15 protein-coding genes are annotated in these 16,862 nt (G+C 63.0%); 10 read left to right on the top strand and 5 right to left on the bottom strand.

Going from position 1 to position 16,862, the window contains the following annotated elements; translation table 11 throughout:
• The first annotated feature begins 43 nt into the window (after nucleotides 1–43).
• Entirely contained in the window at nucleotides 44–178 is a 135-nt protein-coding gene (locus AC5I5I_RS14830) for a hypothetical protein (protein ID WP_495974321.1), read from the top strand.
• 41 nt (nucleotides 179–219) lie between these two features.
• Here AC5I5I_RS14830 and AC5I5I_RS14825 read toward each other — a convergent pair whose 3' ends face one another.
• Nucleotides 220–2,244 (bottom strand): sensor histidine kinase, encoded by a 2,025-nt coding sequence (locus AC5I5I_RS14825; RefSeq protein ID WP_495974319.1) that lies wholly within the window; start codon nucleotides 2,242–2,244, stop codon nucleotides 220–222.
• 263 nt (nucleotides 2,245–2,507) lie between these two features.
• Here AC5I5I_RS14825 and dxs point away from each other — a divergent pair, with 263 nt between their 5' ends.
• From dxs to AC5I5I_RS14780, 9 genes are all read left to right on the top strand, one after another.
• Nucleotides 2,508–4,430 carry a 1-deoxy-D-xylulose-5-phosphate synthase gene (gene dxs, locus AC5I5I_RS14820; protein WP_495974317.1) on the top strand — a complete coding sequence of 641 codons (1,923 nt, stop codon included), beginning with the start codon at nucleotides 2,508–2,510 and terminating at the stop codon, nucleotides 4,428–4,430.
• Between the two features lie 167 nt (nucleotides 4,431–4,597).
• Nucleotides 4,598–5,653 (top strand): cytochrome P450 family protein, encoded by a 1,056-nt coding sequence (locus AC5I5I_RS14815; RefSeq protein ID WP_495974315.1) that lies wholly within the window; start codon nucleotides 4,598–4,600, stop codon nucleotides 5,651–5,653.
• Nucleotides 5,646–5,867 (top strand): acyl carrier protein, encoded by a 222-nt coding sequence (locus AC5I5I_RS14810; RefSeq protein WP_495974313.1) that lies wholly within the window; start codon nucleotides 5,646–5,648, stop codon nucleotides 5,865–5,867. The genes AC5I5I_RS14815 and AC5I5I_RS14810 overlap by 8 nt, the downstream gene beginning before the upstream one ends.
• A gap of 3 nt (nucleotides 5,868–5,870) precedes the next feature.
• A complete protein-coding gene (locus AC5I5I_RS14805) occupies nucleotides 5,871–6,782 on the top strand; it encodes a hypothetical protein (RefSeq protein WP_495974311.1) in 912 nt (303 codons plus the stop codon).
• Between the two features lie 87 nt (nucleotides 6,783–6,869).
• Nucleotides 6,870–7,715 (top strand): alpha/beta fold hydrolase, encoded by an 846-nt coding sequence (locus AC5I5I_RS14800; protein ID WP_495974309.1) that lies wholly within the window; start codon nucleotides 6,870–6,872, stop codon nucleotides 7,713–7,715.
• Nucleotides 7,712–8,983 carry an acyl-CoA dehydrogenase family protein gene (locus AC5I5I_RS14795; protein WP_495974307.1) on the top strand — a complete coding sequence of 424 codons (1,272 nt, stop codon included), beginning with the start codon at nucleotides 7,712–7,714 and terminating at the stop codon, nucleotides 8,981–8,983. The genes AC5I5I_RS14800 and AC5I5I_RS14795 overlap by 4 nt, the downstream gene beginning before the upstream one ends.
• Nucleotides 8,984–9,137: 154 nt before the next feature.
• Entirely contained in the window at nucleotides 9,138–10,643 is a 1,506-nt protein-coding gene (locus tag AC5I5I_RS14790; protein WP_495974305.1) for a long-chain-fatty-acid--CoA ligase, read from the top strand.
• Between the two features lie 161 nt (nucleotides 10,644–10,804).
• Nucleotides 10,805–11,899: an NAD/NADP octopine/nopaline dehydrogenase family protein gene (locus AC5I5I_RS14785; protein WP_495974303.1), complete on the top strand. Its 1,095-nt coding sequence runs from the start codon at nucleotides 10,805–10,807 to the stop codon at nucleotides 11,897–11,899.
• Nucleotides 11,900–12,104: 205 nt separating this feature from the next.
• Complete coding sequence (locus AC5I5I_RS14780; protein ID WP_495974301.1) at nucleotides 12,105–13,088, top strand: 3-hydroxybutyryl-CoA dehydrogenase; 984 nt, start codon at nucleotides 12,105–12,107, stop codon at nucleotides 13,086–13,088.
• Nucleotides 13,089–13,229: 141 nt separating this feature from the next.
• On the opposite strand, the gene AC5I5I_RS14775 is transcribed toward AC5I5I_RS14780, so the two are convergent.
• The 4 genes from AC5I5I_RS14775 to AC5I5I_RS14760 are packed head-to-tail and all read right to left on the bottom strand — an operon-like array spanning nucleotide 13,230 to nucleotide 16,612.
• On the bottom strand, nucleotides 13,230–14,276 hold the full coding sequence (locus AC5I5I_RS14775; protein ID WP_495974299.1) for a 2,5-dihydroxypyridine 5,6-dioxygenase NicX family protein: 1,047 nt from the start codon (nucleotides 14,274–14,276) through the stop codon (nucleotides 13,230–13,232).
• The gene (locus tag AC5I5I_RS14770; RefSeq protein ID WP_495974297.1) at nucleotides 14,276–15,046 is read right to left on the bottom strand and encodes an ABC transporter permease; all 771 of its coding nucleotides are present in this window, start codon (nucleotides 15,044–15,046) and stop codon (nucleotides 14,276–14,278) included. Before AC5I5I_RS14770 ends, AC5I5I_RS14775 begins: the two co-directional genes overlap by 1 nt.
• Nucleotides 15,043–15,825, bottom strand: coding sequence for an ABC transporter permease (locus tag AC5I5I_RS14765; protein WP_495974295.1), 783 nt, complete (start codon nucleotides 15,823–15,825; stop codon nucleotides 15,043–15,045). The genes AC5I5I_RS14770 and AC5I5I_RS14765 overlap by 4 nt, the downstream gene beginning before the upstream one ends.
• A gap of 16 nt (nucleotides 15,826–15,841) precedes the next feature.
• Complete coding sequence (locus AC5I5I_RS14760; RefSeq protein WP_495974293.1) at nucleotides 15,842–16,612, bottom strand: ABC transporter ATP-binding protein; 771 nt, start codon at nucleotides 16,610–16,612, stop codon at nucleotides 15,842–15,844.
• Nucleotides 16,613–16,862: the final 250 nt, after the last annotated feature.

The following is a 16,862-nucleotide window of genomic DNA, read 5'->3' as shown; positions in this document are numbered from 1 at the left end:
GTGCGTCATGACCGACATCAGTACGAGTAAGCGTGGAGTGATCATGGCACACCCTCAGCAGCACGGGCTTTCGCGGCCTTTGCCCGGCTCCGTGGCGGAAGGCGAATCCGAAGCCTGGACAATCGTCCTGGCCATCGTGGTCTGCTCCGTCGCAGGCTCTCTCTATCTCCTGGCCTGACCGAAGCCTCTCTCAAAAAGCCAATTCGTGACGCTCTGAAGTCACGCGACGGCTTCGACCAGCGATAGCGGCGCTTCAAGGCTCCAGACAACCCCGGTCGTATGGAACACGTAGTGGATCCGGGCCTGTGCGACCTGTGACGCAATCCGCTTGAGCACGGTGGAGCCGAATCCGTCGCGCTCTGGCGGCATGACAGCCGGGCCGCCCTGCTCCCTCCATTCGATCCGGAATTGACCGCCGGTCACTCCCCAGCGGATCGCGACACGTCCCCCCTCCGACGAGAGCGCACCGTATTTCGTGGCGTTGGTCGCCAGTTCGTGGAAGGCCATCGCGAACATCTGGGCGACGTCGGGCTTCAGGAACACGTCGGCGCCTTCCGCGTCGACCCGGTCGCGATTAGCGAACGGCTTGAGCTGCGACTGCACCACCTCCGCAATCGAGGCGCCCTCCCAATTGTGTTCGATGAGAAGATCGTGCAGCGCCGCAAGCGACTGCAGCCGGCTGTCGAACGAGTGCTGGAATTCGTCGAAGCTAAGGCTTTGCTTGGCGGTTTGACGCGCAATCGACTGGATGACCGTCAGCAAGTTTTTCGAGCGATGCGAGAGTTCGCGCATGATGAACTCGACATGCTGCGCCCGCTTCTCCCGGTCGGTCACGTCGGTCGAGACACCGACGACGCCGATGACCTCTCCTGACTGATCCAGCAAAGGCGTCTTGGTCGACAGAAACACCCGTCGCCCGTCGATCCCGGTGAAGGCCTCCTCGAACTGCATCGACTCGCCCCGCGCCATGACGAGGCGATCATTCTCGACGATGCGCTCCACCTCTTCCAGATTCGGATGCCAGTCGATCGCGCCGCGGCCTTTGACATCGTCCAGTGTCTTGCCATAGAGCCGCAGCGTTGCCGGATTGGTCAGGATGGTCTTGCTGTCGACATCCTTGACGTAAACGAGGTCCGGCGTGAGCGTGATGATCGACTGCAGCAGGTCGGACGTCCGCTTCAATTCGGCAACCGCCCGATCGCGGTCCTTGATGATGCCCTCCGCTTCCATCAGGGTCTTTCCGACATCGTTGAATTCGGAAATCGAATGCGGCTCCCAATGCAGCGGCTCGCCTTTGGCAAGGGCGAGAGCGTTGCGCTGCAGGGCCTGCACGGCGGTAATGGTGCTCCGTCCTGCGATGGCAGCCAGCAGCAGCGCCAGCGAAACGGCTGCGATCAGCGATAGCAGCACGATGATCCGGCTGCGGTCCGACGCGGCATTCATCAGCGTCTCGGGAACGGCAACCACCGCGGTCCAGCCCGTCAGATCGGATCTATGAAACGAACTTTCGACCGGCACACCCTCGTGCGTGACGTTCCTGAAGCTTCCGCTTTGCCGGCCGCCGCGCGCCGTCTCGATCAGTTGTGGCCGCGCCGGCTGGCCGACATTCAATTCCGGGCTATGGCTTCTCGCAACAAACAGACCGTTGCGGTCGACGATGGCGGCGACCCATTCGTTGGGCAATCCCGCCTGCTTCAATGTCGAGCTCAGAAGACTTGGCGAAATGCTCATCGACAGCGCGTAGCCCTCCTGCTCCCCTGAAAGCGGCACGGTTACAATGGCCAGCGGCAGGTCCGTGAAGGCGCCGGTGATCATGTTCGAAACATAGGGCTTGCGGTCCGCAAAGGCCGGCGCGACTGGCGGGAGGTCGGTGCGCTCCGGCAAAAGCCCACCGGGAGGCAGGCGTGTCGACCAGATGAATTTGCCGGTGCGATCGATAAGGACGACCGCCTCGCCAAATCGTTCGGCAAGGCTTGCGGCGCGCTGCTGCGCCTCCACCGAGTCGAACCGCTCGCCGGACATTGACGACGCCAGCGTTTGCAACGCCCCTATTCGTTCCGCGATCAGCCGGTCGATGATCAGCGCCGCGTTGGTCGCGACGTCCGCCCGCCGCGCCTCGATCACCCGCCGTTCGGCGTCGGAATAAAGAAAGCCCAGCGCGCCGATCGCGATCAGCATCGGCAGCAACACCAGCCCGACGATCATCAGCGACCGTGCATAGGCAGTCGAAAGAATCTCGCGCAACCGCAAATTGTCCGCCCGTCTCCGCAATTCCTTCGAGGAAGCTAGCATATCCCCCGGCCGCATCGCCTTCGGGCGACGCCGGAGACCGTCCCTGCGGCGCAGGCCGCCGACGACCATGCCGGGGTTGGGTCCGGAACGACCTCCTCCGGTGCGCCCCCGGTCAAATTGCCCCCGCCGCGCGCAGCCGCTATAGCCATTGTTGCAACAGCCATTAGATTTAAACCAGTTTCAGGTCAGTCCGACCGATTTATCAGAGAAAAACGGTGTCCCAGGCCTCCAAAACGCCCCTCCTCGACCGGATCACTATTCCGTCCGATCTGCGTGCCCTTCCCGAATCCGACCTCCCGCAACTGGCGACGGAACTCCGCACCGAGATGGTCGATGCCGTCGCGGTGACCGGTGGCCATCTGGGCGCGGGGCTTGGTGTCGTGGAACTGACCGTTGCGCTGCACTACGTGTTCGATACCCCCAACGACCGGCTGATCTGGGACGTCGGCCACCAGGCCTACCCGCACAAGATCATCACCGGACGGCGCGACCGCATCCGGACGCTGCGCCAGGGCGGCGGCCTGTCCGGGTTCACCAAGCGCGCGGAGAGCGAATACGATCCGTTCGGAGCAGCGCATTCGTCCACCTCGATTTCGGCCGGGCTCGGCATGGCAGTGGCCCGCGACCTGAAGGACGAGAAGCGCAACGTTATCGCCGTGATCGGCGACGGCGCGATGTCGGCCGGCATGGCCTATGAGGCGATGAATAACGCCGGCGCGACGCATTCGCGATTGATCGTCATTCTCAACGACAACGACATGTCGATCGCGCCGCCGGTCGGCGCCATGTCGGCCTATCTCGCGCGCTTGCTCTCCGGCAAGACGTATCGGGGCCTGCGTGAAATCGGGAAGCAACTCGCGCACCGGCTGCCCAAATTCTTCGAGGAGCGCGCGTTGCGCGCGGAGGAATATGCCCGCGGCATGGTGACCGGCGGCACGCTGTTCGAGGAGCTCGGCTTTTATTACGTGGGCCCGATCGACGGACATAATCTCGACCATCTGCTGCCGGTGCTGAAGAATGTCCGGGACGCCGAGAGCGGGCCGATCCTCGTTCATGTCGTCACGCAGAAGGGCAAGGGCTACGCGCCTGCCGAGGGATCGGCGGACCGCTACCACGGCGTCACCAAATTCGACGTCGCCACCGGTGCGCAGGCCAAGGCCAAGGCCGCGGCGCCGGCCTACACCAAGGTGTTTGGCGATGCGCTGGTTGCGGAAGCCAAACGCGACGACAAGATCGTCGCCATCACCGCCGCCATGCCGTCCGGCACCGGGCTCGATCTGTTCGCCAAGGAGTTGCCGAAGCGCTTCTTCGATGTCGGTATCGCCGAACAGCACGCGGTGACGTTTGCCGGCGCACTTGCGACCGAAGGTCTGAAACCGTTCTGTGCGATCTACTCGACGTTCCTGCAACGTGGTTACGATCAGGTCGTGCACGATGTCGCGATCCAGTCGCTGCCGGTGCGCTTTGCGATCGATCGTGCCGGCCTGGTCGGCGCCGATGGGCCGACCCATGCGGGCTCCTTCGATGTCGCCTATCTGGGTTGTCTGCCGGGCTTTGTGATCATGGCCGCGGCGGACGAGGCCGACCTCGTCCATATGGTTGCAACCGCGGCAGCGATCGATGATCGTCCCTCGGCCTTGCGCTACCCGCGCGGTGAAGGCATCGGGGTCGCGTTGCCCGAGCGCGGCATTCCTCTCGAGATCGGCAAGGGCCGGATTGTTCGCGAAGGCACCAAGGTCGCGCTTCTGTCGTTCGGCACGCGCCTTTCGGAATGCCTGAAAGCCGCGGACGAACTTGCGGGTTACGGCCTTTCGACCACCGTAGCCGATGCGCGCTTTGCCAAGCCGCTCGACACCGATCTGGTTCTGCGGCTCGCGCGCGAGCACGAAGTGCTGATCACGATCGAGGAAGGTTCGGTCGGCGGATTTGGCGCCTATGTGCTGCAGGCGCTGACGGACAACGCCGCACTGGATAACGGCCTTAAAGTACGTTCGATGACTCTGCCGGACACTTTCATCGATCAGGACACGCCGGCTGCCATGTATGCAACGGCCGGACTTGATGCGAACGGTATCGTCCGCAAGGTATTCGAAGCGCTCCAGCGCGATATCGGGAGCGAGAAAAGCCGCCGGGCCTGACCCGTTTCGTTGATTGTTCGGCACAACCGTCGCCCCGGCAATTTCGGTTGCAAAGCGGTCAATAAACACGCTTCATATTGCCAAGGTGACTGCCCTCGCGGGCGGGCCTTGCTGGAGCCCCCTGACGTCCAGCTCAGATCTTAAGGGCGGGTATCGGTAGCGTGACCATGAAGGATTTCTCGCTCCATAAGAATCCTCAGCGTGGTCTTCGGTACCAATCCAACGAAGGTATCTGGTGGTCGGACGAGCTCAGGCGGTGGATGATCTCGGATTCCGAATTAATTTCGCAAGTATTATGGAACTCCGATTTTATCGTGCACGAGTATCGCTTCGATCTCGCCCTCAGCCGGCATGGGGTGGACCTCCGCCATTTGACCCGCATGCGCGATTTTTTGCCGTTGGCGGTCGAAGGCGAGCGACACACATTCCTGCGCGACCGGATGGTCAAGGAGATCTCCTTGAACACCGTTGCGGCGGTCGACGCCTATGACGCGGCCCTTGCTGCCGCGCTGAACGAGACGATCGTCAGAAGCCGCGACGGCAAAGCATGTTTGGCTCAAAACGTCTTTCTGCCGAGTCTGCGTAGAGCCAGCATAATCCTCGCCGGGCTCGCGCCTTATCTGAATTCGATTGATGCTATCGATCGATTGATCGATCTGCCGCTTTTTTTCGACGACATGATCTCCCTCAGGAAGCGAGAGCAACTGGAGATGATTGCGTCACAGGTCTTGCAAGCCATGCCGGCGGACATGGATCTCGACGAAAAATATCTGAGATTGTCCATGTTAACGCTGGCGGTCGACACCCTTTCGGCCTCTATGACGCTCTCGGTGAAAACCATTCTGGAACGCGAGCCGGGGGTGCCTTTGAATCAGATCAACTGGGACCCTGAACTGACGACGACGGGCCTGCCGTATATCGAAAGAAAAGCATCAAAAAGCATTCGTCTGTCGGACAATGTCATATCGGAAAACGACCGTGTACGCCTTTTTGTCGACGCCGCCGGGGTTCAGGGCAATGCATGCCCTCGCTATTCAAACTTGTATTTCGCCGTTGGCGCGCACCAATGCATCGGCAAGGCGATTAGCCGGAAAATATGGAAATCGACCACGAAACATCTGTGCACGATAGATCGCACTCTGCACGTAACCGCCCATTCGTTTCGCAGCCGCGATTGTGTTTTCAGCCTCCTCGAGACCCTTGAAGTTGACATCCATGAATGACGCAGAAAGCCGTTTGTTTTCAGTAATCGCAAAGATAAGGGGGTCTGACGCTCCCTTGGACCTGGATACCAAGCTTGCCTTGTTCATTCGCGACAGCATCGACTTCTTCGAGTTGCAAATCGCTATCGAGGACGCATTCGACATTGAAATCGACACCGAGCGATACGTAGACGTAAAGACGGTTCGGGACTTGCTCGAACTCCTGCCGGACTAGCCATTGGCGCATCTTACAAACCGAGCTTTGGACGCAGCACTTCGATATCTCCCCACTGAGATATCCGGAACGCTGCGAAAGCTTTCGCGGCCGCCCCGGCGCGCTGCACGATTTTGCCTGAATGGCGGCGACAGCTATGATTGTCAGATTGCAACAGGCGCATTCGCACGCGCGTTGACGCGCCACATCGCGACTTTTGAAGCCGGCGGCGGAAATCTGCTTGCGGGTGATTTTTCCGAACACTTGCGGTATTTCAGCGGACGGCCGTCACTGAAAATCATCCATCCGTATGTTTTTGATATTTTCGGTCTGCGGTATCGCGACTACCTTTATTTCAAGATCGGCGCACTGCTCGTCGAGCGCGGCATGACAATTCCGCAACTGGAAGCGGTGCATGCCAATCCGGACTGCTTTGCGGAGATCGCCGGCCGACCGGAAGCTTGCGCCGTCCTCACGCTGCATAGCGGCTTTCCTCACAGCGCCCGGCTGCTGACCGCTTCGGGTCGAAATCGTGTCACAGCAATTGTTGGCGATACGGATTGGGCCGAAGCCCATTACAGAAACAGTCGCGTCACCGATTATCAGAACATTCGCATGGTCCGCGCTGATCGCAATACCCTGATCAACCTGCATTCGTCGGTCAGGGACGGCCACGCGATCTTCTGCAACCCCGATCACATCAATCCGGTGACCTCCAAATGCGACCTGATCAGCCGCGCGATATTTGAATTTGCCGCGCGGAAGGGCGTTCAGACCTACTTCCTTGACTACGCGGTAACCGATCAAGGCCGGTTGAAGGTCTTTGCGGAAGCGGTCGCGTCCGGCACCAGCCCCGATCACGCGATCGAACAATTCTGCGCGTTCTGCTTCCAATCGAGCGGGCGACGAGTCAGTCCCATGACGAAAAGCCGATAATGGGTCTGCGGGTCAAAGCAGCCCTGCCTGATGGCCGGGCCCGGTTGCGAGATATTTTATATGTAAAACATATTGAGCGGGCCGGTAATGTTCCTTACGATGCCGACAATCGTCGATCATCGCAGACGCTCTGGCCCGACCATGCCGCCACAAGAACCGAACGCGCCGCTGGGAGTCGTTTTCATTCACGGCGTCGGAGGATCGGCGCTGGCATGGCAGCGGCAGGTGGAAAGCTTTCGCGCGGCCGGATACGCGCCGCTGGCCCTGGATCTGCCCGGCTATGGCGGCCGGCCGGCCATCGAAGCCATTGATTTCGAACAGTTTTCGGACGACGTGGAGGCGCAGATCGCGGCCGCGGGATTGGTACGCCCGGTGCTGGTCGGGCACTCCCTCGGCGGCATGATCGCGCAAACCATGCTGCGGCGAAAACCCGATGGATATCAGGCCGTTGTGCTGGTGGGGACGAGCCCGTCCTTCGGCAAACCGGATGGCGATTTCCAGAAAAAGTTCGTCTCCGACCGGCTGGCGCCGCTCCGGTCCGGCAAGACCATGCCCGAACTGGCCGCCGGAATGATCCACGAGATCATCGGCCCGAACGCAAATCCCGAGGGAAAACAGATAGCTATCGCCTCGATGGCGTCGGCGCCCGCGTCCACCTACCAGGCCTGTGTGGAAGCCATCGTAACCTTCGAAGAACGCGCGAACCTCGGCCAGATAAAGGTGCCGACGATGTGTCTCGTGGGCGAGTTCGACACCAATGCTCCGCCCGCCATGATGGAGCGCATGGCCTCGAAAATTCCGGGCGCCACATTCGTGGTCCTGCCCGGGCTGGGCCACCTGCCCAATCTGGAAAACCCCGCCGCCTTCGACGCGGCCGTGCTCGGCTTCCTGCGTGGTCTGGACGCGAGCGCTACAAGGAGTGCTGCCGGATGAAACCGATCGATCTGGACAAGACCGACACCGACGCCCCGCTGTTTGCGCCGGATGCCTTTAATCTCAGCGATTTCCAGGCAGACCTGATCGCCAAGAGCCGCCGCTTCGGCAAGCAATATCTGGCGCCGCGCGCCGCCCAGCACGATCGCGACGCCACCTTCCCGATCGAGAATTTCCGCGACATGCATCCCGAGGGCCTGCTCGGCATCTGCATTCCGAAATCGTCGGGCGGCATCGGCGCCGACTACAAGACCTATGCGCTATGCGCGTCCGAACTCGGCCGCTATTGCGGCGCGACCGCGCTGTCCTGGAACATGCATGTGTGCTCGACACTCTGGTCGGGCCCGATCTCCGACGAGATGGAGATGCCAGCCGACGTGCGCGCCGAACACCTCAAGCGCCGCGAAGTGCATTACCAGCGCATCCTGCGCGACGGCGCGGTGTATGCGCAGCCCTTCTCCGAAGGTGGCGCGGCGGCGGCGGGCGCTGTCGCGTTTGGCACCGAAGCGCGTCCGGTCGATGGCGGCTATATCGTCAACGGCAAGAAGATCTTCGCCTCGCTGTCCGGCTCCGCCGACTATTACGGCGCGCTCTGCACGCGCCGCGCCGAAGGCGAGGACGCGATGCGCCGCAATACGCTCTATCTCGGCATTCCGGCGAATGCACCCGGCGTCAGCGTCACCGGCGATTGGGATCCGCTCGGCATGCGCGGCACGGTTTCGCGCACGCTGATCTTCAAGGATGTGTTCGTGCCGGAAGATGCGGCGCTGATGCCGCCCGGCGTCTATTATCAGGCGGTGCTGCGCTGGCCGCACATGTTCCTGACGCTGACGCCGACCTATATGGGGCTCGCCCAAGCTGCCTACGACTTCACGGTCGCGTATCTGCGCGGCGAACTGCCAGGCATGCCGCCGGTCAAGCGGCGCATGTTCCCGACCAAGCAGCTCGCGGTCGCCGAGATGAAACTGATGCTGGAGCAGACCAAGGCGCTGTGGTTCCAGACCATCAGCGAGGCGCGTCCGAACCCTTCGAAGGATTCGGTCATGCGCGCCTATGCGGCACAGCACACGGTGATGGAAAATGCCAACGCGCTCGCGGTGAAGGCGATCCGCACCTGCGGCGGACAGGCGATGCTGAGAAGCCTGCCGCTCGAGCGCATCTATCGCGACAGCCGCTGCGGCTCGCTGATGCTGCCCTGGACCGCGGAAATCTGCATGGACCGGCTTGGCAAGGAAGCGCTGTACGAGCCAGGCGAGAAGGATGAGTGAGTTTTCTTTTCTTCACCTGCCCCTGAAAGGGGGAGGTCGGTCCGCAAAGCGGACCGGGTGGGGGTCATCTCTTGCTAGGAAACAAGACCCCCTCCCCAACCCTCCCCCTTGCAGGGGGAGGGAGCACACCGTGCACGCGGCTTAAGACGAAGCCATGGATCTCTCCGACCTCATCGCCCGCAACGCCGATTTCACGCCGGACAAGACCGCAATCCGTTTCGGCGACCGGGTTCTGAGCTATGCCGCGCTCCATTCACGCATCGTCGACACCGCGCGCGCGCTGAAATCCGAACTCGGCGTCGGTCGCGGCGACCGCGTTGCGATCCTCGCCGCCAACCATTCCGACTATCTGGTCACGCTTTATGCCTGCGCGCGGCTCGGCGCGATGCTGGTGACCCTGAACTGGCGGCTGGCGGTGGCCGAGCAGCTGTACATCCTGTCGAACAGCGGCGCCAAGGTGCTGGTGGTCGACAAGGAATTCTCCGCCGTGGTGGCGCAGCTCGCGCAACACTTGCCCGATCTCAAGGTGGTCGGGCTCGACTATACGCCCGACGGCGCGCCGTCGTTCGACGAGTTGCTCGCGAGCGGCTCCGGCGACGGCCGCAACCCGCATACCGACACCTCGAACCCGCTGCTGCTCGTCTACACCTCCGGCACCACCGGGCGCCCGAAAGGCGCGGTGCTGCGGCAGGACGCGCTGGTCTGGAACGCGGTGATGAGCCATCACGCGCATGACATGCGGGCGGACGATCACATCCTGACCTTCCTGCCGATGTTTCATGTCGGCGGGCTGAACATCCAGACCACGCCGGCACTGCAGCTCGGCGCCACCGTCACGATCCAGCCGCGCTTTGCGCCCGACACCGCATTGCAGTCGATCGCGACGGACAAGCCGACCTTGGTCGTGCTGGTGCCGGCGGTGATGCAGGCGCTGAGCCAGCACCCGCTCTGGCCTGCGTCCGACCTCACGTCGCTGCGCGCGGTCGCCACCGGTTCAAGCCTGATCCCGGTGCCGCTGATCGAAGCGTTCAACGCGCGCGGGATCCCGGTCATTCAAATCTACGGTTCGACGGAAACCGGGCCGACCGCGGTGTATACGCGTGTCGGCGGCGATCTCTCGCGCATGACATCGACCGGCCTGCCGGGACTGTTCTGCGACGCGAAGGTCGTAGACAATGATGGCCGCGAATTGCCGCACGGCACGGCCGGCGAAGTCATCGTGCGCGGGCCGAACGTCCTGTATGAATATTGGGGCGATGCGGATGCTACGGCCGAAGCGCTGCGCGATGGCTGGTATCACACCGGCGATATCGGCACCCGCGATGCGGACGGCTATTTCTATATCCACGACCGCAAGAAGAACATGATCATCTCCGGCGGCGAGAACATCTATCCTGCCGAAGTGGAGCGCGTACTGCATGATCACCCCTGCATCGCCGAGGCCGCGGTCATCGGCCGCGCCGATCCGAAATGGCAGGAGGTGCCGGTGGCCTATATCGTCTGCCGCAAGGACATGACGATCGGGGCGGACGACGTGAAGGCGTTCGTCGGACAGCATCTCGCCCGCTTCAAGATCCCGCGCGAGATCGTGTTCGTTGAATCGCTGCCGCGCACCGCGCTCGGCAAGGTGCAGCATTTCATGCTGCGGGAGCAGCAGTGAGCGAAGCCCTCTCTCTTTCTTCACCTCCCCCTTTCAGGGGGAGGTCGATTGCCTTCGTTTGCGAAGGCAATCGGGTGGGGGTCACATTAAAATTGACTGAGAACCCCCTCCCCAACCCTCCCCCTTTCAGGGGGAGGGAGCACACGGAGCAAGTTTAAAAAATGCGTATCGCGGTATTGGGTGGCGGCAACGGTTCGTTCGCGGCGGCGGGAGATTTCGCACTCGCAGGCCATGACACGCGGCTCTGGCGGCGCGACAAGGCCGCGGTCGAAGCGCACCGCGCTGCCGGGTCTGCCATCCTGATCAAGGATTTCTCCGGGCAGCGCGTGGCCAAGCTCTCGCGCGTCACCAACGACATCGCCGAAGCCGTAGGCGATGCCGAACTGGTCGTCTGCCCCGCGCCCGCGCATGCCCAGCCCGATATTGCCAAGGTGCTGGCGCCGCACCTAAAGGACGGACAGGTCGTGTTCCTGCCGCCCGGCACCTTCGGCTCGATGCTGTTCGCGCAGGCCATGCAAGCCGCCGGCAACAAGGCGAAAGTCGCTTTCGCCGAGACCGGCACCCTGCCGTGGCTCACCCGCAAGCACAGCGATTTCGAAGCCGCGGTGACGGTGCGCGCCAAGCGGCTGCCGACCGGCGTGTTTCCGCTGACGTTAAAGGATCATGCGCTGAAGGTGATCGGCGAAGCGTTCCCCGGCGTGATCGAGGATTGCGGCGACGCGCTCTCCGGTGCGCTGATGAATGCCGGCGGGATAATCCATCCGCCGCTGATCACCATGAATGCCGGGCCGCTGGAGCATTTCGATCGCTGGGACATTCACAAAGAGGGCACCCAGCCTTCGATCCGCCGCGTGACCGATGCGCTCGACGCCGAACGGATCGCCGTGCGCGAGGCGCTGGGCTACCGCGCGCCGCATTTCCCGCTGGCCGACCATTACGCCAAGGAAGGCGACGAATGGATGTATGGCCGCGGCTCGCACGACAAGCTGACGGACTCCGGCGACTGGCGCGAGCACATCGTCCTGACCGAGCATCGCTACATGCTGGAAGACACGCGGATGGGCCTGTCGTTCCTGGCGTCGGTCGGTGAACTTGCCGGTGTGCCGACGCCGCTGGCTCGCGCCTTCCTTGCCATCGGCGGCGCGGTGGTGGGCGAGAATTTCATGGTGACCGGCCGCACGCTGAAGGGCATGGGGCTCGGGCGATACGACAAGGCGGGATTGCAGAGGCTGCTCGCGGAAGGCTTTTCAAAGTGACGTCGCTCGCCTCAACTCCGGAGGTATCGGCTCTTGCTTCACCTCCCCCCTTGCGGGGGAGGTCGACGGCCGAAGGCCGTCGGGAGGGGGGTGAATGGCACGCTAGGTTTGTACGGTTTACCCCCCTCCCCAACCCTCCCCCGCAAGGGGGGAGGGAGCGCACCGAGGTCGCTGCGCTCGACACGTTCTCACAACGGGCAATGCCATGACAAACCGCGACACCATCGCCTGTCTCGGCGCCGGCCGCATGGGGCGCGGCATTGCCGTCGTGTTCGCCTATGCCGGACATCCGGTGAAGGTGGTCGACTTCAAGCCGCGCAGCGAAGCCGACTTCAGGAAGCTCGAGACGGAAGCGCTCGGCGAAATCCGCGGCGTGCTGAGCTCGCTCTCGACCTTCGGCATGTTCGATCCGGCGCAGGTCGAAACGATCCTGTCGCGTGTCAGCATCGTTCCGGAGAGCGGCGCGCAGGCCGCGTTCTCCTCGGCCGCGGTGATCTTCGAAGGCGTGCCGGAAGTGCTCGACCTCAAGCGCGAGGCGCTGGCGCAGGTCTCCAAGCTCGCGGGCCCCACTCCGATCATCGCCTCGACCACCTCGACCATTCTGGTCGACGACATTTCGAGCGCGGTCGAGCATCCCGAGCGCTTCCTCAATGCGCATTGGCTGAACCCGGCATATCTCGTGCCGCTGGTCGAGATGTCGCCGGGCAAGCATACCGATCCCGCAGTGACAGAGAGGCTCAAGGCGATGCTGGAAGCCATCGGCAAGGTGCCGGTGGTCTGCGCCGCAGCGCCCGGCTATATCGTGCCGCGCATCCAGGCACTCGCGATGAACGAAGCCGCGCGCATGGTGGAGGAAGGCGTCGCCTCGCCGGAAGACCTCGACAAGGCGATCAAATACGGCTTCGGCTTCCGCTTCGCCGTGCTCGGCATGCTGGAATTCATCGACTGGGGCGGCGGCGACATTCTCTATTATGCCAGCCGCTATCTCACCAAGGCGCTGGACGATCCGCGCTACGCCTCACCCGACATCATTGCGCGCAACATGGAGGCCGGTCATATTGGCCTGAAGACGCAGCGCGGCTTTTTGAATTACGAGGGGATGGATGTGGAGGCGTATCGCGCCGAGCGATTGCGTGCGTTCGTGGCGATGCTGCGGCATTTCGATCTGGTGAAGCCGCCGGTGGTGTGATCCGTCACCCTGAGGAGCGAGCGAAGCGAGCCGCGAAGGGCGACGGCCCGAGTGGGCCGATCCTGGCTGTGCATCCTTCGAGGGGCCGCTACGCGGCCACCTCAGGATGACGGTTCGATCGCGGAGGAAGGAAAAGAAACGCTACCCGAACACGTCCTGCAGCACGCCGTTCTTCACCACCACCGTATTGTCCAGGGTGATCGTGGTGTTCATCACCGGCAGGTCGAAATGTCCCGCGGTGTAGCGGCCGGCGAATTCGTTGGCGCCGGTGGAGAACAGGAAATTGCCCGGCACGGCGCGGATCTCGGTGCCGTTGGTGTCGCGCTGCCCGTACATCGCCAGCGCCTCGTAGCGGGCGCCGGGATTCATGCCCCAACCGACATGCGACACCGCATAGGCCTCGCGGTTACCCCAGGCGGCAAGATATTTGCGGAACATCTCGGCGTCCGTCCCTTCGCCGATGATGTCGGTGATGTAATCGTCCTTGAAGTCGAGCCGGATCGGCTCGGACATGTAGCGCTTGAAGGTGAGATTGATGTCGCCGCGGTTCAGCACCAGCGTGCCGTTGACCGAATTCGCCTTCGGGAACGACACCACGATGCCGCCCGGCCAATGCGCCAGCGTGCCGGGCTTTTCGGTCCAGCCCCAGATGCCGACGGTCTGCGCGCCCTCCATGTCGACGTCGAGGTCGGTGCCGGCTTCCGACGTCACCGTCATGCGCTTGGAGCCGCGCAGCATGCGCGCGGCGTTGCGCACCTGCCCTTCGAGCGCGGGATCGGGCCGCATGCGCTCCAGCGCCTCGGGGTGCTCGTTCGAGATCACCATGATGCGGGCGCCGGCCTTCAGGATGTCCGGGGTCTCCGGCGCATGCATCAGGCCTTCCAGCGTGCAGTCGACCACGAAGCCGGCCTGGCCCAGCGCGGATACGACAGGCGCAAGCTTGCCGATCGCCTGGCTCGCGCCGGTCGAGCGGATCGGCACCACATATTCATTGCGCGGCGTGGGAAGCACGATGTGGAACGGACGGGCGCCGAGGCGCAGCAGCGCCAGTTCGGCGAGCTGCACATTGAGCTGGCGGGATTGTGTCTCCGACAGGATCGCGGCGGTGTCGCCCTTCCTGACCTTGCACTTCTCGAACAATTCGCAGAAGGCGTCGATCCATTTGCCTTCGATCCGGTCCGCCAGCATCAGTTTTCCTCCGGAAATCCGACCAGGAGCCAGGCACGCAGCGCGTTGAACGCCGCATTCAGGATCAGGCCGAGCGCGGAGATCGCGATGATGGGCACGAACATGTCCACCGTCTGGAAATTGCGCGCGGCCCGCACCAGGAGATGCCCGAGCCCGTCGGTCGACGATATCATCTCCGACAGAAAGACCACGATGCACGAAATGACAAGGCTGATCCGGCAGCCGGTGAGGATCGAGGGCAAAGCCGCCTTCAGCACCACCGTGAACAGGCTCTTGAACCGGCTCACGCCCATGGCGCGCGCCGACCAGACCAGCTTCGGTTCGACCGAGATGGCACCCTGATAAGTTGCGAGCAGGATCGGGAACAGCGCATCGGCGAAGACCAGCGCGATCTTGGACGAATGGTCGAAGCCAAGCGTCAGGATGAAGGCCGGATAAAGCGCGATCTTCGGCACCGGCGCCAGCACCCGGATCAGCGGGCGCAGCAATGCGCCGATCGCCGGACTGCCCGCGGCGGCGATGCCCAGGCCCACGCCGACGATCACAGCGAGGCCGAAGCCCCAGAACAGCCGGTACAGCGTGGTCGCGGCATGGCCGAGGAAAACCGGATCGCCGAGCAGATGCAGAAAGCGCCCGAACACCGCGCCCGGCGGCGGCAACAGCGTCGGCGGGGCGATCTTGGCAACGGTCAGATATTGCCAGAGCGCGAGCAGCAGCAGGATCGGGATCAGCCCGATCACAAGCTCGGAGAGGCGGGTGCGCGCGGTCATGCCGAGCCGACCGCGATCTGATGCACCGGATCGGCCCAGCCGACCACCACGTTGCGGAAGCGTTCGAAGATCAGGTCGAGCACGAAGCCGAGCACGCCGACGATCACGATAGTGGCGTAGACCGTGTGGTATTGCGCCAGATCGAGCGAGTTGAACAGCAGATTGCCGATCCCGGCCTGGCGCACGATCATCTCGCTGGTCACCATGGTGATCAGCGCCAGCACGAGCCCGGTGCGGCAGCCCACCATGATTTCCGGCAAGGCCGCCGGCAGCACGATCCGAAACAGCCGCTCGCGCGCATTCATGCCCATGGCGGCGCCCGACCAGAGCAGCTTTTCGCCGACCGCCTTGGCGCCCTGATAGGTGTGGTAGATCAGCGGCAGCGACACGCCGAGAAAGATCACCAGCGTCTTCGATGCTTCGCCGATCCCGAGCCACAGCATGATGATCGGCATCAGCGCCGCTTTCGGCACCGGATAGATCATCATGAAGAGCGGATTGAAGAAGGCCGCGACCTTCTTGCTGCGCCCCATCATCAGCCCGACAGGAACGGCGAACAGGAACGCCAGTACGAAGCCGATCACCATGCGGCGGATCGACGACAAAATGTCGAAGAGCGAGCGCGGATCGGTCAGGATCGCCGGCAGGTCGCGCAGCGTCTCCCAGGCGGTCGGCAGCGACTCCAGCCCGATCAGGCGCGCGCCGATCTCCCAAGCCACCAGCAGCGCGAAGCACGCGATCAGCGGCGGCACGCCGGGGATGGCGGTGAGGTTCTTCATGCGCAAAGACTCATGCTCATGCCGCCTCGTCCGCCGGATGGTCCATCATCTGCTCGATGCCGACCACGTACTCCTGGTATTTGCGGTTGACCAGAAGTTCGGCCCGGTGGCGCGGCCGCGGCAGATCGATGGTGACGATCTCCTTGATGCGGCCTGGCGAGCGCGTCATCACGATCACCCGGTCGGACAGGAAGACCGCCTCGTCGACGCTATGGGTCACGAACATCACCGTCTTGCGGTCGCGCTCCCAGATGTCGAGAAGCTCGTTTTGCAGACGCACGCGGGTGTGGGCGTCAAGCGCTCCGAACGGCTCGTCCATGAGCAGGATTTTCGGCCGGTAGGCGAGCGTCCGGCAGATCGCGACACGCTGCTTCATGCCGCCCGACAATTCCTTCGGGTAGAAATCGGCGTAGCGGGTCAGATTGACCATCGCGAGCAATTCGCGCGCCCGCGCCTCGGCCGCCTTGCGGCTCTCCCCTTGCTCGAGCAGTCCATACATGACGTTGCCGAGCACGGTTTTCCACGGAAACAGGGCAAATTCCTGAAACACCGGACCTCGATCGGGGCCGGGCCCTTCGACCGGCTTGTTGTCCACTAGGATCGCACCGGTCGAGGGCGGCACGAAGCCGCCGACCATATAAAGCAGGGTCGACTTGCCGCAGCCGGACGGGCCCAGGATCGACACGAACTCCCCGTCGCCTACCTTCAGGTCGATGTCGGAAATCGCGAGATGTGGCCGGTTGCGCTGCGTGTCGAAGGTTTTGGAAAGGCCTTCAATTGAGATCATTGTGCAGCCAATCGCCGAGCATTGCCGGTTATCCCACTTTCCCGCTCGTCCCCTGCATCGGCGGGGACCGAGAGCCAAATAACGCTCGTCCCGGCTTAAGCGGAAACGAGCGTTGAGCGGAGCAATTCGCGTCTGACAGGCTCAAGCCGGCGCACGATAGCGGGGCGTGGGAGGGGCGGCAAGCACCCGGAGTGGGCAGCAATTGCGCGCGCCTTAAGCAATGCGGACCCATTACGGAGACCGACGGCAA

It is taken from the genome of Pseudorhodoplanes sp. (assembly GCF_059499825.1).
Note: the sequence above shows the minus strand (reverse complement) of the source record. Positions and strands in the feature narration are given on the sequence as shown.

What these genes read in the sequence shown, in the direction of transcription:
- AC5I5I_RS14815 (WP_495974315.1), top strand. Translation starts at nt 4,598, where the DNA reads ATGAAGGATTTCTCGCTCCATAAGAATCCTCAGCGTGGTCTTCGGTAC.
- AC5I5I_RS14780 (WP_495974301.1), top strand. Translation starts at nt 12,105, where the DNA reads ATGACAAACCGCGACACCATCGCCTGTCTCGGCGCCGGCCGCATGGGG.
- AC5I5I_RS14810 (WP_495974313.1), top strand. Translation starts at nt 5,646, where the DNA reads ATGAATGACGCAGAAAGCCGTTTGTTTTCAGTAATCGCAAAGATAAGG.
- AC5I5I_RS14760 (WP_495974293.1), bottom strand. Translation starts at nt 16,612, where the DNA reads ATGATCTCAATTGAAGGCCTTTCCAAAACCTTCGACACGCAGCGCAAC.
- AC5I5I_RS14830 (WP_495974321.1), top strand. Translation starts at nt 44, where the DNA reads ATGGCACACCCTCAGCAGCACGGGCTTTCGCGGCCTTTGCCCGGCTCC.
- AC5I5I_RS14775 (WP_495974299.1), bottom strand. Translation starts at nt 14,276, where the DNA reads ATGCTGGCGGACCGGATCGAAGGCAAATGGATCGACGCCTTCTGCGAA.
- AC5I5I_RS14765 (WP_495974295.1), bottom strand. Translation starts at nt 15,825, where the DNA reads ATGAAGAACCTCACCGCCATCCCCGGCGTGCCGCCGCTGATCGCGTGC.
- AC5I5I_RS14795 (WP_495974307.1), top strand. Translation starts at nt 7,712, where the DNA reads ATGAAACCGATCGATCTGGACAAGACCGACACCGACGCCCCGCTGTTT.
- AC5I5I_RS14785 (WP_495974303.1), top strand. Translation starts at nt 10,805, where the DNA reads ATGCGTATCGCGGTATTGGGTGGCGGCAACGGTTCGTTCGCGGCGGCG.
- AC5I5I_RS14790 (WP_495974305.1), top strand. Translation starts at nt 9,138, where the DNA reads ATGGATCTCTCCGACCTCATCGCCCGCAACGCCGATTTCACGCCGGAC.
- AC5I5I_RS14800 (WP_495974309.1), top strand. Translation starts at nt 6,870, where the DNA reads ATGTTCCTTACGATGCCGACAATCGTCGATCATCGCAGACGCTCTGGC.
- AC5I5I_RS14770 (WP_495974297.1), bottom strand. Translation starts at nt 15,046, where the DNA reads ATGACCGCGCGCACCCGCCTCTCCGAGCTTGTGATCGGGCTGATCCCG.